This window comes from Streptococcus sp. 29892 (genome assembly GCF_032594935.1).
GTDB lineage: Bacteria > Bacillota > Bacilli > Lactobacillales > Streptococcaceae > Streptococcus > Streptococcus hyiners.
Genome location: NZ_CP118734.1, coordinates 347,307 through 366,145, shown reverse-complemented (window position 1 = coordinate 366,145; position 18,839 = coordinate 347,307). Strand labels below are relative to the sequence as shown.

Genomic DNA, 18,839 nt, shown 5'->3' with positions numbered 1-18,839 from the left:
TCTTCCATAATCTGTTATACTAGTCATAGAAAGTCAACAATAAGGAGAAGATCATGGAACCATTATTCCTCACACCTGTCATGCATGAAAAAATTTGGGGTGGCAATCGCCTGAAAACCAATTACAACTACGATATTCCAAGTGATAAAACTGGCGAGTGCTGGGCTATTTCTGCCCATCCAAATGGGGTTACCACCGTTTCAAACGGTCGCTACAAGGGCAGAGGACTAGATGACCTCTACACAAATGAAAAGCATTTATTTGGCAATCTAAAAGATGAGGTTTTTCCACTCCTAACCAAAATCCTCGATGCTGAAGATTGGCTCAGCGTCCAAGTCCATCCTGATGATAGCTACGGCCTAGCTCATGAAGGCGAACTTGGTAAGACAGAATGTTGGTACATTTTGGAAGCCGAGGAAGGGGCTGAAATCATTTACGGTCACAATGCCCAATCCAAAGAAGAACTCCGCCAGCAAATCCAAGCTGGAGATTGGGACAAGCTCTTGACCCATGTACCCGTTAAAAAAGGCGACTTCTTCTTCGTTCCAAGCGGGACTATGCACGCCATCGGTAAAGGGATCATGATTTTAGAAACCCAGCAGTCTAGCGATACAACCTACCGGGTCTATGATTTTGACCGCCGCGATGACGCTGGAAATCTTCGGGAACTCCACATTGAAAAGTCTATCGACGTATTGACAATCGGTCCCGTAGCGAATTCAACACCCGCCCAACTCAAAGTAGACAAGCTTGACACCACCCTCCTGGTTTCTAATCCCTTCTTCACTGTCTATAAATGGCAGACCAAAGGAGAAATCCAGATGGAGCAAACCGTTCCCTACCTACTTGTCAGCGTTATTGACGGTCAAGGAACCATCCAGGTCGGTGAAACCAGCTACCCACTTGAAAAAGGAACCCACTTCATCCTGCCAGCCGATGTGACTGAATGGACCTTTACAGGCCAGATGGAAATCATCGCTAGCCATGCTAATGACACAAAGTAAGCAAAAAAACTCAGAAGTCCAAAAACTTCTGAGTTTTTAAGCATTGCTATCCTACTAATCTCTATTCATCATTCCAAAAATGCGAAGCAAGTTGAGGAAGAGGTTAACAAAGTCAAGGTAGAGTTGAAGAGCCATAGACACTACCCAACCATTCTGGACATTGCCACCCGTCTGCTCGAAAACGTCGCGGATACGTTGGTTGTCATAGGCAATCAAACCTGAGAACACAAGGACAGAAACGATAGACATGGCAAAGCTGATACCTGAACTGCGAAGGAAGATGTTGATGACACTGGCAATCATAATTCCCCAGAGGGCAGCACGCAAGGCTTGAGCCATACCTGAAAGGTTTTTCTTGGTCGTCATACCAATCACTGCCATAATGGCAAACATCAGAGCAGCAGATAGGAAGGCCAAGGCAACTGTTTCGGTCGTATAGAACATCAAGACCATGCTGATGGTCAAGCCGTTTGTTACCGAGTAGGCCAAGAACATTGGTAGAGCCATTGGACTATTTTTAGCAGCCATGGTAGAAGCAGCAACCACCAAGGCAATTTGTCCCAACATGACCAACATCATGACAATAGAACCTGCACTAAGCAAGGCATAGAGCAACTGCTGGAAAACAGTAACTGCTAGGAAGGAAACAAGGGCTGACAAGCCAATTCCCATAGCAACTACAGCATAAATCTTCCCAAAGAAACGGTTAAGAGCGGTGTTATCCACCTGATTGATGATAAATGAATCGTTATTCATATAGTTCTCCTTTTATATCCTACTCAAAGCGCAGGACCTTTCGATTTTTCCATTTATATTGCAGGGGCAGGGTAAACTCACGAACTGCCCAATATTTATCTACACAGGTCACAATCCATGATTCCTTATAACGGGGCGGAGCCAAGGTTGCACCAAACATATGCTTAACAATAATATCTTCTTCCACCTTGTTGAGCTTGGTCAACTTCTGGGCATTGCGCTTGGCAATCCGTGGATGGACCCAGGCATGACTCCTGTTAAATTTAGTTTCACGCCAGTCATAGAAGAAGAGATCATGCAGAAGACCACCTCGTGCAGTCGACTTGGCATCCCAGCCAAATTTCTTAGCGATTTTGTAACTGGTATAGGAAACATTGATAGAATGTTCCAAGCGGGTCGAATGGTAGTGGTGGGGAATATCTGCTAACTTTTGCACCTTTTTAGTGTCAATCAAGTGACCGACATAGGCCATATATTCTTTATCTTTTTTATAAGCACCCATAGATGTAAACCTCGTTTTGTTATTATAACACAGTTTAGACTTCTTGGCTTAAATAAAGCTAAAGACTAAAATACCAGCTGCAATAGCCACATTCAAACTCTCTGCCTGACCAGGCATGGTAATATGAACCAATTGATCTGCCTCTGCGGACACAAAATCAGAAATGCCCTGACCTTCATTGCCCATAACAAGTGCAAAGCAAGCTCCTGGCGAAATCTCCCTGTAGTCCACAGACCTACTGGACAAGGTTGTCGCTAATATTTCCACCTGATTATTTTTTAAAGTAGAGAAAACATCCTCAATTGGCAAGCGATAAATAGGTAGATGAAAATGACTTCCCTGCATAGAACGAAGGACCTTCATATTGTAAATATCAGCCGACTTATCTGTCAAAAATACGCCATCAAAACCAGCCGCATCAGCCGTACGTATGATGGTACCGACATTCCCCGGATCTTGCACATCTTCCAAGACTAGAAACCTACCCTCCAGCCGCTCAGGCAAAGCCTGACTAGGTAGAGCAAGTTGGGCAAGAACCCCTTGCGGTGACTTAGAATCAGTCAAATCTTGCATGATTTCTGGGCTGACCACTGTCACTTGCTCCATATGAGCAACCCTGCCCACATGCTCTTCCACCACCAAAATATGTTGAATAGTCGCTCCAGCCTTGACTGCTTCTTCTAATAAATGCCAGCCTTCAATCAAGTAAGATGAAGTACGGTATTTTTTCTGTTGTAATTTCTTAATTTGTTTGACCAGATTATTGGATTTTGACCGGATAATTTCCATAGTTTCCTCATTTTCTTTCTTACCCAACAATGATATAATAAAGTTAAGTTCTTGTCAAAAGGAGAAGCTTATGAGAAAGGTTAAAATGATTGCATCTGGTCGGGTGCAAGGAGTTGGTTTTCGTTGGGCTGTCCAATTTTTAGCAGTAGAAATTGGTGATATTTACGGCAGGGTCTGGAACAATGATGATGGAACAGTGACCATCTTGGCTCAGTCCGAAAACGCTGAGAAGCTCAGCCATTTTATCCATGAAATCCGAAAAGGCCCCTCTCGCATGGCAAAGGTTAGCTATCTGGATGTGACACTTGCTAACTTTGACGACTACCATGATTTTCAGGTCAGTCATAGATAAAACTTGAAAATTGACCGTAAAAACAGTAAAATAGAATGTATCATGTAAAAAGGAATGTAGCAATTTGAAAAAGAATAAACGTCTACTCTTAGCCAGCATGGCTCTTGCCAGCCTTGTATTTTTGGCTGGATGTGTCAAAACTGATAAAAAAGGTGTTCCAACCGGTGAAGGCTGGGTTTATAACTATCTGGTAGAACCAATGGGAAACCTGATTACCTTCTTTGCTGAAAACCAAGGACTTGGTTTTGGTCTTGCCATTATCGTGGTAACCCTCATCGTTCGCTTCGTGATTATGCCACTCGGTATCTATCAGTCTTGGAAAGCAACCTACCAATCGGAAAAGATGAACTACCTCAAGCCAATCTTGGGTCCTATCCAAGAGCGCATGAAAAATGCAAGCTCTCAAGAGGAACAATTAGCTGCCCAGCAAGAATTCTTTGCGGCTCAAAAGCAGTATGGAGTAAGTGTATTTGGCGGTATGGGCTGTCTTCCACTGCTCATCCAAATGCCATTCTTCACTGCCCTCTTCTACGCAGCCCGTCACACACCTGGTATTTCTACAGCTGAATTCATGGGAATCTCACTTGGTCAACCAAGTATGATCCTAACTGCTGTAGCTGGTATCCTCTACTATGCCCAATCCATGCTGATGCAGGTGGGGATGGATGAAGAGCAGAAAAAGCAAATGCAAACTGTAGCCTATATGAACCCAATCATGATTGTCATCTTCTCCTGGACTTCACCAGCAGGTGTCACTCTTTACTGGGTAGTCGGTGGTATGATCGGACTTGTCCAACAAGCCTTGACCAACTTCATCCTCAAGCCAAAAGTTCGCGCTAAGGTAGAGGAAGAATTTAAGAACAACCCGCCAAAACCTTACAAATCTACAGTAAAAGATGTTACTCCAAAAGCATCTGCCATCATTGAAGAAAAAGCTTCTAAGAAAACCAATCGTAATGCTGGCAAACAACGGTCTAGATAAACAATAACAACCATCTCCTAGGATGGTTGTTTTTTTATATTTAAAACCACGGAAAAAAGCAAGGGCCTAAACCCTTGCTTATTTCATTCATATTCTTTTTATCAAGAAAGATTCCTCTTGAAAAAATCTGAATTAGTCTTCGTTACGACGACGTTTACCTGCCAAAGCAAGTGCTGCAACCAGCATACCCACACCAAGGGCAGAAGCTGCTACTGTACTTGACTCACCTGTATTTGGCAACTGTGCCGCACCTGACTTAGCAGATGTAGCTGGTGCCGCTGGTTTAGCAGGTACTGCAGGTGCAACTGGTGTTGCAGGCGCTACTGGCTCACCTGGTACAACTGGTGCTACAGGTGGTGTTACTGGCTCACCTGGTACAACTGGTGTCACAGGCGGTGTTACTGGCTCACCTGGTACAACCGGTGTCACAGGCGGTGTTACTGGCTCACCTGGTACAACTGGTGTTACAGGCGGTGTTACTGGCTCACCTGGTACAACTGGTGTTACAGGCGTCGTTGGTTTCTTACGGTAGATATGAGTTGTGTTACCATCTGCATCTACAACTGTACGTACATACTTATAACCCGGAATTGACTTGTTAGGTGTTGTTCCTTCTTCTTGCGGTGCAATTGGAAGACCTGTTTCTTCATCAACGTAGTTGGTAACAACTTTCTTAGTTGGTGTTGCAGGTACGTAAGGGATTGGTGTGTCAACACCTGGTTTGTCTGGAGTTGGTGGTACGTAACCCTTGCTTGGATCCGTTGGGTCAACCGGTTTCAATGGCTCGTTAGTCTTAGGATCAACTGGAACATAACCTGGTACATGAGGGATTGATGGAACTCCTCCACCTGGGTAAGGTGTAGTTGGATCGATTGGCTTATCTGGGTTCGTTGGATCGAATGGATAAGGGATTACTGGATTAACTGGAGTTGGATTCTCTGGCGTTGCAGGAATTTGTGGGATCCAGTTGGCAACTTTTTGATACACATAGATGACTTCTGTTGTACCATCTGTCACTTCACCAGTTTCTGAACCAACAGTCTTAGATGGAACGAGGACATAGCGGTTGCCTTTAGCATCAACAATTTCAGATTTCTTCTGATCAGTTGTATCGTAGGCAGTACCAACTTTAACATTGTTCTCATCGACTACAGGTGCAAGCAATTCTCTACCGTCAGTATCTTTATACTTAACAACAACCGAACCAGCCTTCTCATAAGGGATTGGTGTATCCTTGCCAGTCTCATCTGGAGTTGGTGGTACATAGCCCTTAGATGGATCTTCTGGATCTACCGGCGTCAATGGAGTCTTACCATCTGGACCTACTGGCACATAACCTGGAACATATGGAATCACCGTACCCGGTGTTGGCGTAATTGGTTTTTCCGGATTGTTTGGATCAAATGGGTATGGAATTACTGGACGTTCGTTTTCTGGAACACCTGGAATTTGTGGGATCCAGTTGGCAACTTTTTGGTACACATAGATGACCTCTGTTGTACCATCAGTCACTTTACCAGTCTCTGAACCAACTGTCTTAGATGGAACTAGGACATAGCGGTTGCCTTCAGCATCAACAATTTCAGATTTCTTCTGATCAGTCGTATCGTAGGCTGTACCAACTTTCACATTGTTTTCATCTACAACAGGTGCAATCAATTCCTTACCGTTAGTATCCTGATACTTAACAACTACCGAACCAGCCTTCACATAAGGAATATATGTATTATCGCCTGGTGTGCTTGGTGTTGGTGGTACATAACCCTTAGACGGATCTTCTGGATCAACCGGTGTCAATGGCGTCGTACCATCAGGACCTACTGGAACATATCCTGGAACATATGGAATCACCGTACCCGGTGTTGGCGTAATTGGTTTTTCCGGATTGTTTGGATCAAATGGGTATGGAATTACTGGACGTTCGTTTTCTGGAACACCTGGAATTTGTGGGATCCAGTTGGCAACTTTTTGATACACATAGATGACTTCTGTTGTACCATCTGTCACTTCACCAGTTTCTGAACCAACAGTCTTAGATGGAACGAGGACATAGCGGTTGCCTTTAGCATCAACAATTTCAGATTTCTTCTGATCAGTTGTATCGTAGGCAGTACCAACTTTAACATTGTTCTCATCGACTACAGGTGCAAGCAATTCTCTACCGTCAGTATCTTTATACTTAACAACAACCGAACCAGCCTTCTCATAAGGGATTGGTGTATCCTTGCCAGTCTCATCTGGAGTTGGTGGTACATAGCCCTTAGATGGATCTTCTGGATCTACCGGCGTCAATGGAGTCTTACCATCTGGACCTACTGGCACATAACCTGGAACATATGGAATCACCGTACCCGGTGTTGGCGTAATTGGTTTTTCCGGATTGTTTGGATCAAATGGGTATGGAATTACTGGACGTTCGTTTTCTGGAACACCTGGGATTTGCGGAATCCAGTTGGCTACTTTTTGGTACACATAGATAACTTCTGTTGTACCATCTGTTACTTCACCAGTCTCTGAACCAACTGTCTTAGATGGAACTAGGACATAGCGGTTGCCTTCAGCATCAACAATTTCAGATTTCTTCTGATCAGTCGTATCGTAGGCTGTACCAACTTTCACATTGTTTTCATCTACAACAGGTGCAATCAATTCCTTACCGTTAGTATCTTGATACTTAACAACTACCGAACCAGCCTTCACATAAGGAATATATGTATTATCGCCTGGTGTGCTTGGTGTTGGTGGTACATAACCCTTAGACGGATCTTCTGGATCAACCGGTGTCAATGGCGTCGTACCATCAGGACCTACTGGAACATATCCTGGAACGTATGGAATCACCGTGCCTGGTGTTGTTGGGTCAATTGGCTTATCCGGATTGGTTGGATCAAACGGATAAGGGAACACTGGACGTTCATCTTCAGGTATACCTGGGATTACTGGAATCCAGTTCGCTACTTTCGTATAGACGTATGTTACTGTGGTTACGCCTTCTACTACAGTACCTGTTTCTTCAGAACCAGCTTTCACTTCCTTGAAGTAGTACGTGAAGCCGTTTGCCTTAATGACATCTTCTTTTTGATCCGTTGTATCGTAGCTAGTACCAACTTCAGCATTGTCAGTATCTGTCACGACGGACTTAATTGGGCTTCCAGCTTCATCCACAAACGCAACAAGAACTGAACCTTTTTCCACTTTCACATATGGAATATAGGTGTTATCACCTGGAGTGCTTGGTGTTGGTGGTTCATATCCCTTAGTTGGGTCTTTTGGATCCACAGGTTTCAATGGCGTCTCACCATCTGGACCTACTGGTACATATCCTGGTACATAAGGAATTACTGTATCTGGTGTTGGTGTGAGTGGTTGTTCTGGGTTCTCTGGATCAAACGGATAAGGGAGCACTGGACGCTCGTTTTCAGGAAGACCTGGAATAACTGGGATCCAGTTGGCTACTTTTTGGTAGACATAAGTAACAGTTGTTCCATCTTTAACAACTGTTCCTGTTTCGTCGCCTTCCGTCAAGCTTGGAACAAGTACATATTTGGTACCATCCGCATTCGGGATAACAGTTGGTTTATCCCCTTCGTCAGTCGTGTCATATTCAGTACCAACGGCAACGTTATCTTCGTCGATGACAGGTGCCTTAATGACATTACCATCTGTGTCCTTGTACTGAATGGTAACTGAACCTTTATCTTTAACATAAACAACTTTCTCAACGATATCAGCACTATCTGCTGCTACTGTTACATCAGTTGTTGTTGAAGCAGGTAGGACCGCAACACCGTCTTTGGTAGCAGTTGATACTTGGTGATCTGCTACTGTTGGCAATGGATTTCCAGCAAGGACATTATCGCCGTTATCCGCAGTCCAATCGCTATAAGTAATCTCACCAGTTACCAAGTTGACTTGGGCTGTACGCGTGAAGGTTACCTTTTCAGTGAAGGTAGCTGCCACTTCATTGCCTGCTTCATCCACGTAAGTGATCGTTCTAGTTACTTCTTCAGTAAGGGTCAAATTATCTACACCCGCAGGCCATACTGGTGAGTTTGGATCTGTTGGATCAACTGGCTGACCTGGAACAACATCTTTTGGAACGTCAACCACACGCTCTTTTACAACGATTTCATAGACTTGAGATGGTTGATCTGCGGCGTCTTTTACATTATCGAATGTCTTCGCTGAATCAAGGAAGGTATCGGTTACCTTAGTCTCAACGTCGTATCCTTTGCGTTTCAACTCCAGAAGTTTTTCTTCAACAGTGGTCGTCGCTACTGGTTCTGTATGCTTACCTGTCTCATTCACAGTCGCATACTCTGTTTTGTTCCCGCCGTTGGCATCTACTGTAGAGATAGTTATCTTAGCAGTTTGAGTATCTTGTACGTACACAACTTTCTCAACAATATCAGCACTGTCAGCAGTAACCTGCGCATAAACTGTTGTTGACTCAGGTGTTACATCTGCACCGTCCTTAGTGGCGGTTGTAGCTGTATAACCTGGCACTTCTGGCAAGACATTTCCATCAAGAACACTGTCCGCATTATCTGCTGTCCAAGCACCATACGTAATGTCACCTGTTACCAAGTTGACTTGAGCCGTACGCGTGAAGGTTACCTTATCCGTGAAGGTGGTTGCTACCTCTTCGCCCGCTTCATTCACATAAGTGATAGTTCTAGTTACTTCTTCAGTAAGGGTCAGATTATCTACACCCGCAGGCCATACTGGTGAGTTTGGATCTGTTGGATCAACTGGCTGACCTGGAACAACATCTTTTGGAATATCAACGATACGTGGTTTTACAACGATTTCATAAGATTGAGATGGTTGATCTGCTGCATCTTTCACATTATCGAACGTCTTCGCTGAATCGAGGAAGTCATCGGCTACCTTAGTCTCAACGTCGTAGCCTTCGCGTTTCAACTCAAGAAGAACATCTTCTGTGGTTTTTGTAGCGATTGGCTCCGTTGCTTTACCAGTTTCTGTAACTGTAGCAAATTCAGTTTTGTTTTCACCGTTTGCATCTACAGTTGAGATTGTGATCTTAGCAGTTTGCGTATCTTGCACGTAAACAACTTTTTCAACAATATCAGCAGTTTCTGCTGTTACTTGTGCATATTCAGTCGTTGAGTCAGGTGTTACATCCTTACCGTCCTTAGTTGCAGTTGTAGCTGTATAGCCTTGTACTTCCGGCAATTTGTTCCCGTCAAGAACATTGTCTGCTTTATCCGCAGTCCAATCACTATAAGTAATCTCACCTGTTACCAAATTGACTTTAGCCGTACGGGTGAAGGTTACTTTATCCGTGAAGGTAGTTGCCACTTCCTTACCAGCCTCATCCACATAAGTAATAGTTCTGGTTACTTCTTCAGTAAGGGTTAGATTATCTACACCTGCAGGCCATACTGGCGAGTTTGGATCTGTTGGATCTACTGGGGCACCTGGTACAACAGTCTTAGGAACATCAACAACACGTGGCTTAATAACAACAAGGAATTCTTGCAACTTATCTGAATCATAGTCGTAGTCTTGACCAGCCTCTGTTGTGAAGTTGTCAGATACAAGCTCATAACCCAATTTCTTATACTTGTTAATGGTAGCTTCTGTTGAGTAAGTGATGTCTGTACCTGGGTTACCTGTCAAAGTACCTGAATCTTCCAAGAAGTCTGTCGCACCTTCAACTTGGTAGCGGATGATGGCTTCCTGTGGAACTGGTGTATAAATGTGAGTTGTTTCAGAAACAGTTTGGGCATTGTTATTCAAACTGATAGTATGGTGAATCCCATTCCAAGACTTTGGACGTACACCAAGATCTTGATCACCTCCCCACCCACTCGTATCAACCGTCGAACCATCATTCTTACGAGTATCATATTCAAAGGTTATTCGCGATGCGTTACCTAAGTCTGCTGGGCGAAGACGAGCAAATGCTAGTGTACCATCTTGTTTCTCGTTAAATTTGATATGGAACCACTGGCTTGTTGAAGTCAAGGTACTGAAATCAAGCTCTGCTGGATCTGTAATCAAAGTACCACGAACTGGAGTTGGTTGCTTATCCCCTTCTTTGTCTGGATAAATCTTCTCTGTTGAAGCATCTACACGATAAACTTCATAGCCAGATGTTAGTAGAGAAGGAAGAAGCTTCAAGTTTGTATTCACTGTACCAACTGGCATGTCATCTGTTACCAAGATTGGTAGGAATCCATCTAGATTAGTATCTGTAAAACTCTGTGTACCTGTGTAGTTCGGATCTGCTATGTAGTATGTTTTCTTAATAGTTCCATCTGTACCCACAGCTTCAACGATAGTCTTGAACTGTACACCACTTGTAGCAAAACGAGTTACTTCAACGTATGGCTCTGATGGAACTAGAACGACGTTAGATGTTGTTGTTGTCGTTTCTTTGTAAGTATAACCCGCAAACTCTCTCTTTTCAGACGGTGTTGTATTCAAGTCTGGTGTTGTTAACACCGTATAGGTAGCTAGTTGTTGACCATCCTCTGTCTTGTAGACAGTCGTATTAGTGGTTGGTCGGATTAACTTTTGACTGACAGCACTCATTGTGTTGTAAGCCCATTGAATACGAACAACACCGAACATATCTTTCGAATCATAGTCGGGGTCATAGGTATATACAAATGGATAGCCTGCACCATGTGTAGTCTTGAAGTAATCAAATTCTACAGCAGTATTCGGCTCAACTTCTTTAGTTTCAACAACTGTTCCGTCGTTTGCAACCAACTCTACTAAGAGCTTGCCGTAAAGATTGGTTGGGTTAACAGATGTACGGAAGTACGCACCACCAGTTGACTGCCCACCGTTTTCTTTGAAAGGTGTATAGACAGGCGCAACAGCATCAAAGTATGCAACAGGTGTATATTGAATTGTCAAATAATCTGCAACTTCAGTAGCTTTAAGGGACCCACTAACTTTTGATGTTACAGCTGCACCATTTGGATCGGACATATCTGGAGTTGCAGTTGTACCTGTTTCGATAAGGATACCTTCCGCATCACCCACATTTTTTAGGTTAGTAGAAGTCTCTGCAAGCAAGACCTGGATATCTTCAGTTCCCAAGAATTTCCGCAATTCCAAAGCAAGAGCTTCCACATTTGTACGAACTGCATTGATTTGAGCATTCACTTGCTCAAGAGTTGCTACTGAGTCTTTCAAAACTGCAGTTGCATCTGTTGCAGCCAATTTCGTTGCATCTGCAGCTGTTTTTAAAGACTCATTGCCTTCTGGTGCAGCAGTATAAAGTCGGTTAGCTTCGTCTGACAAAACAACAGCCTCAGAGATGTTTTGCTCAAGGACAACTTTAGCTTCCTCTACTGTTACAGGAGTTGTCGCTGCTGGTGCTGCTGTTTCTGTTGTTGTCGTAGTTGCTGCTGGTGTAATTGCAGCTACTTCAGCCTTCTTAACAAGTTTGATAGTAACAAGGTTTTCAGCACCTTCTGTTACTTCTTGTAAAGTTGTTTCTACTTGACCTTCAGCCAATTCATAGCCTTCTGGTAGTTCTGCTACTACTTCAACTGTTGTTTTAGCAGTTGCATCTGTTGTAGTAACTGTTGTTGTCTTCACAACTGCATCAACAAGAGTACCATCTTCAAGAAGGTACTGAACGATATAGTTGATAGTTGCTGTACGTTCTGTAGCGGCTACTTCTGTTGTTGTAGCTGCTGGTGTCGTTGATGCTACTGTTTCTGTAGCTGCTGTCTCAACACTTGTAGCTAGCACAACTTCTGAACTAGCCTGTGTTGAAGATGTCGCTGTCGTAGAAGCTAACGCTTCTGATGAAGCAACTGTTTCTTCCGCTTTTACTGCTTGTCCGCCTGCACCGAGTGCCAAGGACATACCAAGCAATACGCTAGCTGCTCCAAAGTGGTATTTACGAATCGAGAAATGTTGTCTCATTCCATACCAGTCAAATGATTTTTTCTTTGCCTTACGCATTGAAACCTCCCTGAAAATTTTTCTTGCCAGACAGATGTGAAGGGCTTGTCTCCTTCTGAGCTCTAGGCTTGTTCTACATTACTTAACTTCTTATTCTTTTATGATTTATACCTTAGAATTTTATATAGGGGAGAAAATTCATATTGACATAAGGGAATGAAACGAGAAATCAAGCAGTGTAGAACAAGACTTTTTGAACTGCGTCCTGCCTAGTGCTAGCCCTCTACAAGGACTACTTCCTAGCATACCACACCCCCCCCTTATTTGCAAGTAATTTGTCAGCTTTCCTGGATTAGTTTTCAACATATTAACACTTCTTTTCTTATTTATGTAGTCGGATGGATACTTCCCGGTGATTTGCGGTAGATCTGAAGAGCCGATCGAGCCGATTATAGAAAAAAAGAGAGTCCTGATGACCCTCTCCACACTATTTGGTTTTTTCAACCTTCAAGATTTTCACTTCATAGCTTCCAGCAGGTGTTTCAATCACTGTAACATCTCCTGTTTTCTTACCGATCAAGGCATGACCGATTGGGCTTTCATTAGAGATCTTGTTGGCAAAGGCATCTGCGCCTGCAGCACCAACGATGTGGTAAACTTCCTCTTCTGTTTCACCAATTTCTTGAACCGTAACAGTCTTACCGATAGCTACCTCGTCTGCTGCTACTGCGTCGCTGTTGACAATCTCAGCATAGCGAATCTTTGTTTCGATAATCTTAATTTGACCTTCTACGAAAGCCTGCTCGTCCTTGGCTGCCTCATACTCAGAGTTTTCTGAGAGGTCCCCATAGGAACGAGCGATTTTAATACGCTCTACAATTTCTGGACGACGGACAAGCTTTAGCTCTTCCAATTCTTTTTCTAATTTTTCTTTTTCATCCAAGGTCATTGGATAAGTTTTTTCTGCCATTTTCATTTCCTTTTCTTTTGTCTTTATTTTTCATGAAAACAAAATTATGTGGAGATCCACATAATTTTGTAATACATTTACTAAGTTATTCTAGATGGGCATTGACGTATTGGGCAACGTTCTGATCATGCTCTTCTTGTGTTTGTGCAAAATAAACAGTACCAGTTGTAACATCCGCTACAAAGTATAGGTAGTCCGTTTTATTGGCATTCAGCACGGCCTCAATCGCTGATACGCTTGGGCTGTCCACTGGTCCAGGCATCAAACCTGGGGTCCAATAGATATTATATGGAGATTCGATAGAGGTGTCAATTGCTGCGTCTTCAGCAAGGGTTGTTTCCTGTCCTAGTTTGCCTTCTGCGTAGAGTATAGCAATATTGGACTGAAGAGGCATCCCTGCATTGAGGCGGTTAATAAAGACGCTTGCTATATTACGACGGTCTTCATCTGTAGAGCCTTCTTTTTCAACCAATGAAGCCAATGTCAAGACTTCGTTGACAGTAAAGTTCTTGGCTGCAATCGTTTCATAGTAAGGTTGCAGACGGTTATCCATAGCTGCAATCATCTGCTCAACTAGCTCTTCGACGGTCGTATCATCAGCATACTCGTAGACAGCCGGGAAGAGGTAGCCTTCCAATTGATAAAGCACACCGCTATCTGCTGCTGGGAGGCTAGCAAAAAGTTGTGGGTAGGCAGCTACCATCCGATTGATGAAATCTGGGTTGGTCACTGTCGCCATAAACTCTTCTGATGTGAATGGTGTCTTATCGTTCTTATCTTCTGTCTTGGTATTATTGGTAATAGCCTGTGAGATTTGAGTCAGTGTGTAGCCTTCGACGATCAAGATTTTACCTGCCGGCTCTTTCTGAGGAGTCGGAGTCCCACTTTCTTGTAGGGCTTTTGCAATATCGTCAACCGACATGCTTTGCTTCAAATTGTAGTAACCGCTTTGGAAGTTATTATAGCTCTTGATTTTTGAATAGTAATTAAAGACCGTTGCATTCTTCACCAGCCGGTTGTCTACCAAGATCTTACCGATTTCTAATGTAGAAGAACCTTCTGGAATTTCAACCTGTACAGCTTCAGTTGCTTTTGCATTCACAGGCTCTAAGCTGGATTTGATCCACATATAACCTGCGATTCCAGTCACAACTACCACTACTAGAATCAAGGACATGATTACCGATACGATACGCTTGGCTGCCTTGTCTTGTTTCTTGCGGCGTTGAAGACTGCTCTTATTCGATAGATTCTTCCTAGATGGCAAGGCTGCTGCAACTACTGGCTGAGCTGACTCTTCCGCAGGCGCTTCATCATTGATCTTTGAAGCTAGAAGGGTATCTTCTAGGGAGATGATTTCTGTATCACCTGTCACTGCTGAAACATCTTCTACTGGAAAATCAACAAATGTCTCTTCTAAGCTGGGTTCAACTTCTGCTTCTGGAGTTGCAACTGGTGATGGTTCATTTTCAAAACCAGTGGTATTCGCCGCAACCAATCTTCTCAACTCTTCCAGATTGCGTTCGACCGTATCTTGGGTCACTGGAGCAGAAGTTGGTACTTCTTCCTTCTCGACAACAAGGTCTTCCGTCTCAACAACAGGCTCTGATGGAATGATTTCCTCAACCTCTTCTTCAAGATTTTCTTGACCTTCCTCTGCCAAATAGGTCTCCGGATAAGTCATTTCTCCAACTGGAATGGTTTCACTTTGGCTAACTGGTTCAGCAGGGAATTCTATTTGCTGGTCAACCTTCACTTGGTTTGGTTGTTCCGTCTGACCTTTGATGGCCTGGTCTGCCAAACGTTTTAATTTCAATTCTTCCAAATCCCGCAAAATCTGATCGCGAAAACTTGAAGACTGCGTGTTATTTTCATTCGTATCCTTTGTCACGCTATCGCTCCTTTCACACAGTTACTATACATTATATCTCAAAGGCCTAGGAAATGCAAGAAATTCCCTTTATATCAAGCTTTCCAATACATATCATACCAGGTTTTTCCTCCAAATTGAGATTGTGAAGGTCCCTGGTCCTCAAATTGATTGATTTGGTAATATTTGATAAGGCTCTCCTTACAGGTCAGGGCAATCCCTTGATAGTTTCCTTGGACAGCTACTTCTTTTAGACCTGCAAGCAAGAGGGTCCCTATCCCCTGGCCTTGATAGTTGGGAGCTACTGATAGGCTGGCTATCGCCAGGTGCTGACCTGTCGGCAACTGACCAGACTCCAGATAGAAAATTTCATCTGTAACTGTGGCAGAGGCCCATGGACTGGCCAGGATAAAGCCTGCTAATTGGCCCTCTTCTTCCATGACCAAGCAAGTCTGCGGTACCTCTCTTAAAAAGGTTGCCAGAACCTGCTCCGAAATCCGTTCTTCTTTGGAAAAATTAGCAGTTTCAAGTTCAAAAACCTGGTCTAGATCCGATAATCGAGCAAAACGAATCTCCATAAACATCCCCCTAAATAGCGGAAAAACAGGGGCCAGAGGCCTCCGTCTTTCTTCTTATTGAACATTATTTGTCAAGCTGGAAAGCAATCTTTCAAAAGAATACTCGTAAGACTGAATATCTCCAGCCCCCATAAATACATAGACTGCATTGTCATGATCCAAAAGCGGTGAGGTATTTTCCACAGTGACCAGACCACCTTTTTTATTGATTTTAGCTGCCAGATCTTCTACCTTGACCTGACCATTATCCGTTTCACGCGCCGAACCATAAATCTGTGCCAAGTAAACAGCATCAGCTCCATTCAAAGCATCTGCAAATTCATCCAAAAGGGCAATGGTCCGTGTAAAGGTGTGAGGTTGGAAAATAGCTACCAACTCTTTGCTTGGATACTTCTGACGAGCCGCGTCGATAGTCGCAATGATTTCTGTTGGATGGTGGGCAAAGTCGTCAATGATGACTGTATCGTTGACAACCTTCTCTGTAAAGCGGCGTTTGACACCTGCAAAGGTCTTCAAGTGCTCTGCAACCAAGCTCAAATCAAAACCAGCTATGTGAAGATTGGCAATAACTGCTGTTGCATTCATGACATTGTGCTTACCAAAGGTTGGAATTTGGAATTCACCCAATTCTTGTTCTTTGTGACGGACCTTGAACTGTGAACCAGTCGTCGACGGCTTCAAATCATAGGCAACAAAGTCATTGTCTGGCCCTGTTCCGTAGTAGTAGATTGGGGCATTGGCCGTAATACGACGCAACTGCTCGTCTTCACCATAGACGAAGAGGCCTTTTTTAACTTGTTTAGCATAATCGTTAAAGGCGTTAAAAACATCTTCTAGGCTAGTAAAATAATCTGGGTGATCAAAGTCAATGTTGGTGATAATGCTGTACTCAGGATAATAAGGAGCAAAATGGCGCTCATACTCATCAGACTCAAAGACAAAATACTGGGCATTGGCTGAGCCACGACCTGTTCCATCCCCAATCAAGAAAGAGGTGTCTGTGATATTGCGCATCACATGAGCCAAAAGACCTGTCGTTGATGTCTTACCATGAGCTCCTGCTACACCAAGGCTAGTAAAACCTTTCATGAATTCACCCAAGAACTCATGGTAGCGTTTGTAGCTAAAGCCTTGTGCATCAGCAAATGCAATCTCCACATTATTATCTGGACGAAAGGCATTCCCTGCAATCAATTCCACATCAGCCGTAATATTTTTCTCATCGAAGGGCAGAATCTCAATACCAGCTTGTTCCAAGCCACGTTGGGTGAAGTAGTATTTCTCTACATCACTTCCCTGAACCTTATAGCCCATTTGGTGCAACATCAGTGCCAAGGCACTCATGCCTGATCCTTTAATCCCGATAAAATGATAGGTTTTTGTCATACTAGTCCTCTTCTATAGTTGTTAAATTCAATTCCTGGGCAATGCGACGCTCTCTCTGTTGCTGACGCTCAGGATAGTTGTAAACCTGACTTTTCTTCAAAAAGTCATAGGAATTTTTGATAATCGGCTGCTCTTGGTCTCTATCCTCCTTTTTCAAGGAATAAACCGCAGGAATATCTGCCAAGATATAGTCTGTTTGACGGAGCTTATCTGCCAGATGAGACAAGGTGTCTACTTTTACCTCAGGTGCAGGACTGGCTGCTGACTTGACAAAAACCTTGGCCGGTGTTGGTTTTTCATCTCTCAGGTAAGTTGCGGACCGTTTCTTCTTCAAATCTTCACGAGCAGTCTCACGCGCTAGTTGACCCTGAGTCTTAACCTGAGTAGGTTTGGCTTGGGGATATTGTTGCAAACGCTCTCTCCGCGAATAATGACTTGATTTGGCCTCAAAAAGCGGAGGCAGGAGATCATCATCCAGCTCTCCTCGACCACTTGTCGAGCCTTGCTTAGGCTGGCTGCTTGGTTCCCAGGCAAAGTCTTTTTCTTGATAGGGCCCCTTGATATTACTAATCAAGTCGCTTTCATCATATAAACTCATAATTGGATTTACTCCAACTAGCACTTCATTATCAGCTACTAGCGGAAATCTTTTCTCTTTTCTAATCATAAGTTAGTCCTTTCGAAACTCTATTATACCATACTTGAGCAGTATTTGCCTAATTCTATGCTGGATGATAGGAATCCTATTCCCTGCTTCGTATTTAAAAGTGCCTCTCCCTTACGTCCTTTCGCACCAGCTTTTTTGCCACAAAAAAATCCGAACAAGTCGGATTTTTCATTATTTTTCAGATACTTGTTTGGCCAAGGCAAAGTTTCCAAGTGTTGCTGAACCATTTTCAGCAACTGCAGGGGTTACAATGTACTCTTTGACATCTGGTGTTGGAAGGTAATCATTCATGAGGCCGACAAATTTCTCACGTACACGATTGAGCATATGTTCTTGGGCCATAACCCCACCGCCAAATACAATGACTTGTGGACGGTATAGCAGAGTTGCTTGAACAGCTGCTTGAGCAATGTAGTAGGCTTGAACATCCCAGACATCTGAGTTAAGTTCGATCAATTCTCCACGGATGCCAGTACGGCCCTCAAGTGAAGGACCTGCAGCCAAGCCTTCCAAACAGCCATTGTGGAAGGGACATACGCCGTTGAACTCGTGCTTGACATCATATGGATGGAGAGCAACATAGGTATGACCTGCTTCCGTATGGCCCAAACCACCGATAAACTCACCGTTTTGGATAGCACCAGCACCGATACCTGTGCCGATGGTGTAATAAACCAAGCTCTTAACACCTTTACGAACCAAGGTTTCACCATAGGCAGATGAGTTAACATCTGTCGTGAAATAGAACGGAATATTGAATTCCTTGGCAATCAAACCAAGCAAGTCAATGTTTGACCAGTGTGGTTTTGGAGTAGAGGTAATATAGCCATAGGTCTGTGAATTTTGATCAATATCAATCGGACCAAATGAACCAATGGCAATACCTGCCAAACGGTCTTCATAACGCTTGAAAAATTCAACTGTACGTTCAATAGTTTCATAAGGCGTTGTCGTTGGAAATTGTGTTTTTTCAATTACTTGGAAATTCTCATCACCAACCGCACAAACAAACTTCGTTCCACCAGCTTCAAGGCTTCCGTATAATTTTGTCATGAATTTTCTCCCTTTTTGTTTTTTTCATTATACCATA

Annotated in this window: 13 protein-coding genes; 3 read left to right on the top strand and 10 right to left on the bottom strand. The window is 43.5% G+C overall.

Going from position 1 to position 18,839, the window contains the following annotated elements; all coding sequences use genetic code 11:
- The first annotated feature begins 50 nt into the window (after nt 1-50).
- The gene (manA, locus tag PW220_RS01905) at nt 51-1,004 is read left to right on the top strand and encodes a mannose-6-phosphate isomerase, class I (protein WP_248055930.1); all 954 of its coding nucleotides are present in this window, start codon (nt 51-53) and stop codon (nt 1,002-1,004) included.
- Between the two features lie 54 nt (nt 1,005-1,058).
- On the opposite strand, the gene PW220_RS01900 is transcribed toward manA, so the two are convergent.
- From PW220_RS01900 to PW220_RS01890, 3 genes are read right to left on the bottom strand one after another with little or no spacing between them, the layout of a single operon-like run.
- Complete coding sequence (locus PW220_RS01900) at nt 1,059-1,760, bottom strand: Bax inhibitor-1/YccA family protein (protein WP_248055926.1); 702 nt, start codon at nt 1,758-1,760, stop codon at nt 1,059-1,061.
- Between the two features lie 19 nt (nt 1,761-1,779).
- Nucleotides 1,780-2,262, bottom strand: coding sequence for an HD domain-containing protein (locus PW220_RS01895; RefSeq protein WP_248043839.1), 483 nt, complete (start codon nt 2,260-2,262; stop codon nt 1,780-1,782).
- Nucleotides 2,263-2,310: 48 nt separating this feature from the next.
- Complete coding sequence (locus PW220_RS01890; RefSeq protein ID WP_248055927.1) at nt 2,311-3,051, bottom strand: TrmH family RNA methyltransferase; 741 nt, start codon at nt 3,049-3,051, stop codon at nt 2,311-2,313.
- 70 nt (nt 3,052-3,121) lie between these two features.
- On the opposite strand from PW220_RS01890, the gene PW220_RS01885 reads away from it, so the two are divergent.
- Nucleotides 3,122-3,403, top strand: a complete 282-nt coding sequence (locus PW220_RS01885) for an acylphosphatase (RefSeq protein ID WP_105125105.1) — start codon at nt 3,122-3,124, stop codon at nt 3,401-3,403.
- 64 nt (nt 3,404-3,467) lie between these two features.
- Nucleotides 3,468-4,385 (top strand): membrane protein insertase YidC, encoded by a 918-nt coding sequence (yidC, locus tag PW220_RS01880; protein ID WP_248055928.1) that lies wholly within the window; start codon nt 3,468-3,470, stop codon nt 4,383-4,385.
- Between the two features lie 132 nt (nt 4,386-4,517).
- Here the strand turns inward: yidC and PW220_RS01875 are convergent, their stop codons facing one another.
- The 7 genes from PW220_RS01875 to scrK form a co-directional block, all read right to left on the bottom strand.
- On the bottom strand, nt 4,518-12,338 hold the full coding sequence (locus tag PW220_RS01875) for a mucin-binding protein (RefSeq protein WP_316716442.1): 7,821 nt from the start codon (nt 12,336-12,338) through the stop codon (nt 4,518-4,520).
- A 427-nt stretch (nt 12,339-12,765) separates the two neighbouring features.
- Nucleotides 12,766-13,248 (bottom strand): transcription elongation factor GreA, encoded by a 483-nt coding sequence (gene greA, locus PW220_RS01870; protein WP_248054916.1) that lies wholly within the window; start codon nt 13,246-13,248, stop codon nt 12,766-12,768.
- Between the two features lie 85 nt (nt 13,249-13,333).
- Nucleotides 13,334-15,139, bottom strand: a complete 1,806-nt coding sequence (gene mltG, locus PW220_RS01865; RefSeq protein WP_248054917.1) for an endolytic transglycosylase MltG — start codon at nt 15,137-15,139, stop codon at nt 13,334-13,336.
- Between the two features lie 74 nt (nt 15,140-15,213).
- Nucleotides 15,214-15,696 carry a GNAT family N-acetyltransferase gene (locus tag PW220_RS01860; RefSeq protein ID WP_248054918.1) on the bottom strand — a complete coding sequence of 161 codons (483 nt, stop codon included), beginning with the start codon at nt 15,694-15,696 and terminating at the stop codon, nt 15,214-15,216.
- 54 nt (nt 15,697-15,750) lie between these two features.
- The gene (murC, locus tag PW220_RS01855; protein ID WP_248054919.1) at nt 15,751-17,082 is read right to left on the bottom strand and encodes a UDP-N-acetylmuramate--L-alanine ligase; all 1,332 of its coding nucleotides are present in this window, start codon (nt 17,080-17,082) and stop codon (nt 15,751-15,753) included.
- Nucleotide 17,083: 1 nt separating this feature from the next.
- A complete protein-coding gene (locus PW220_RS01850; RefSeq protein WP_105118264.1) occupies nt 17,084-17,749 on the bottom strand; it encodes a divisome accessory protein ZapJ in 666 nt (221 codons plus the stop codon).
- A gap of 171 nt (nt 17,750-17,920) precedes the next feature.
- Nucleotides 17,921-18,802, bottom strand: a complete 882-nt coding sequence (gene scrK / locus PW220_RS01845; RefSeq protein WP_105118265.1) for a fructokinase ScrK — start codon at nt 18,800-18,802, stop codon at nt 17,921-17,923.
- Nucleotides 18,803-18,839: the final 37 nt, after the last annotated feature.

Bases quoted from the DNA above. Each gene is read 5' to 3' on its own strand.
- PW220_RS01900 (WP_248055926.1), bottom strand. From the start codon at position 1,760: ATGAATAACGATTCATTTATCATCAATCAGGTGGATAACACCGCTCTT.
- PW220_RS01895 (WP_248043839.1), bottom strand. From the start codon at position 2,262: ATGGGTGCTTATAAAAAAGATAAAGAATATATGGCCTATGTCGGTCAC.
- PW220_RS01890 (WP_248055927.1), bottom strand. From the start codon at position 3,051: ATGGAAATTATCCGGTCAAAATCCAATAATCTGGTCAAACAAATTAAG.
- PW220_RS01885 (WP_105125105.1), top strand. From the start codon at position 3,122: ATGAGAAAGGTTAAAATGATTGCATCTGGTCGGGTGCAAGGAGTTGGT.
- PW220_RS01875 (WP_316716442.1), bottom strand. From the start codon at position 12,338: ATGCGTAAGGCAAAGAAAAAATCATTTGACTGGTATGGAATGAGACAA.
- greA (WP_248054916.1), bottom strand. From the start codon at position 13,248: ATGGCAGAAAAAACTTATCCAATGACCTTGGATGAAAAAGAAAAATTA.
- PW220_RS01860 (WP_248054918.1), bottom strand. From the start codon at position 15,696: ATGGAGATTCGTTTTGCTCGATTATCGGATCTAGACCAGGTTTTTGAA.
- murC (WP_248054919.1), bottom strand. From the start codon at position 17,082: ATGACAAAAACCTATCATTTTATCGGGATTAAAGGATCAGGCATGAGT.
- PW220_RS01850 (WP_105118264.1), bottom strand. From the start codon at position 17,749: ATGATTAGAAAAGAGAAAAGATTTCCGCTAGTAGCTGATAATGAAGTG.
- scrK (WP_105118265.1), bottom strand. From the start codon at position 18,802: ATGACAAAATTATACGGAAGCCTTGAAGCTGGTGGAACGAAGTTTGTT.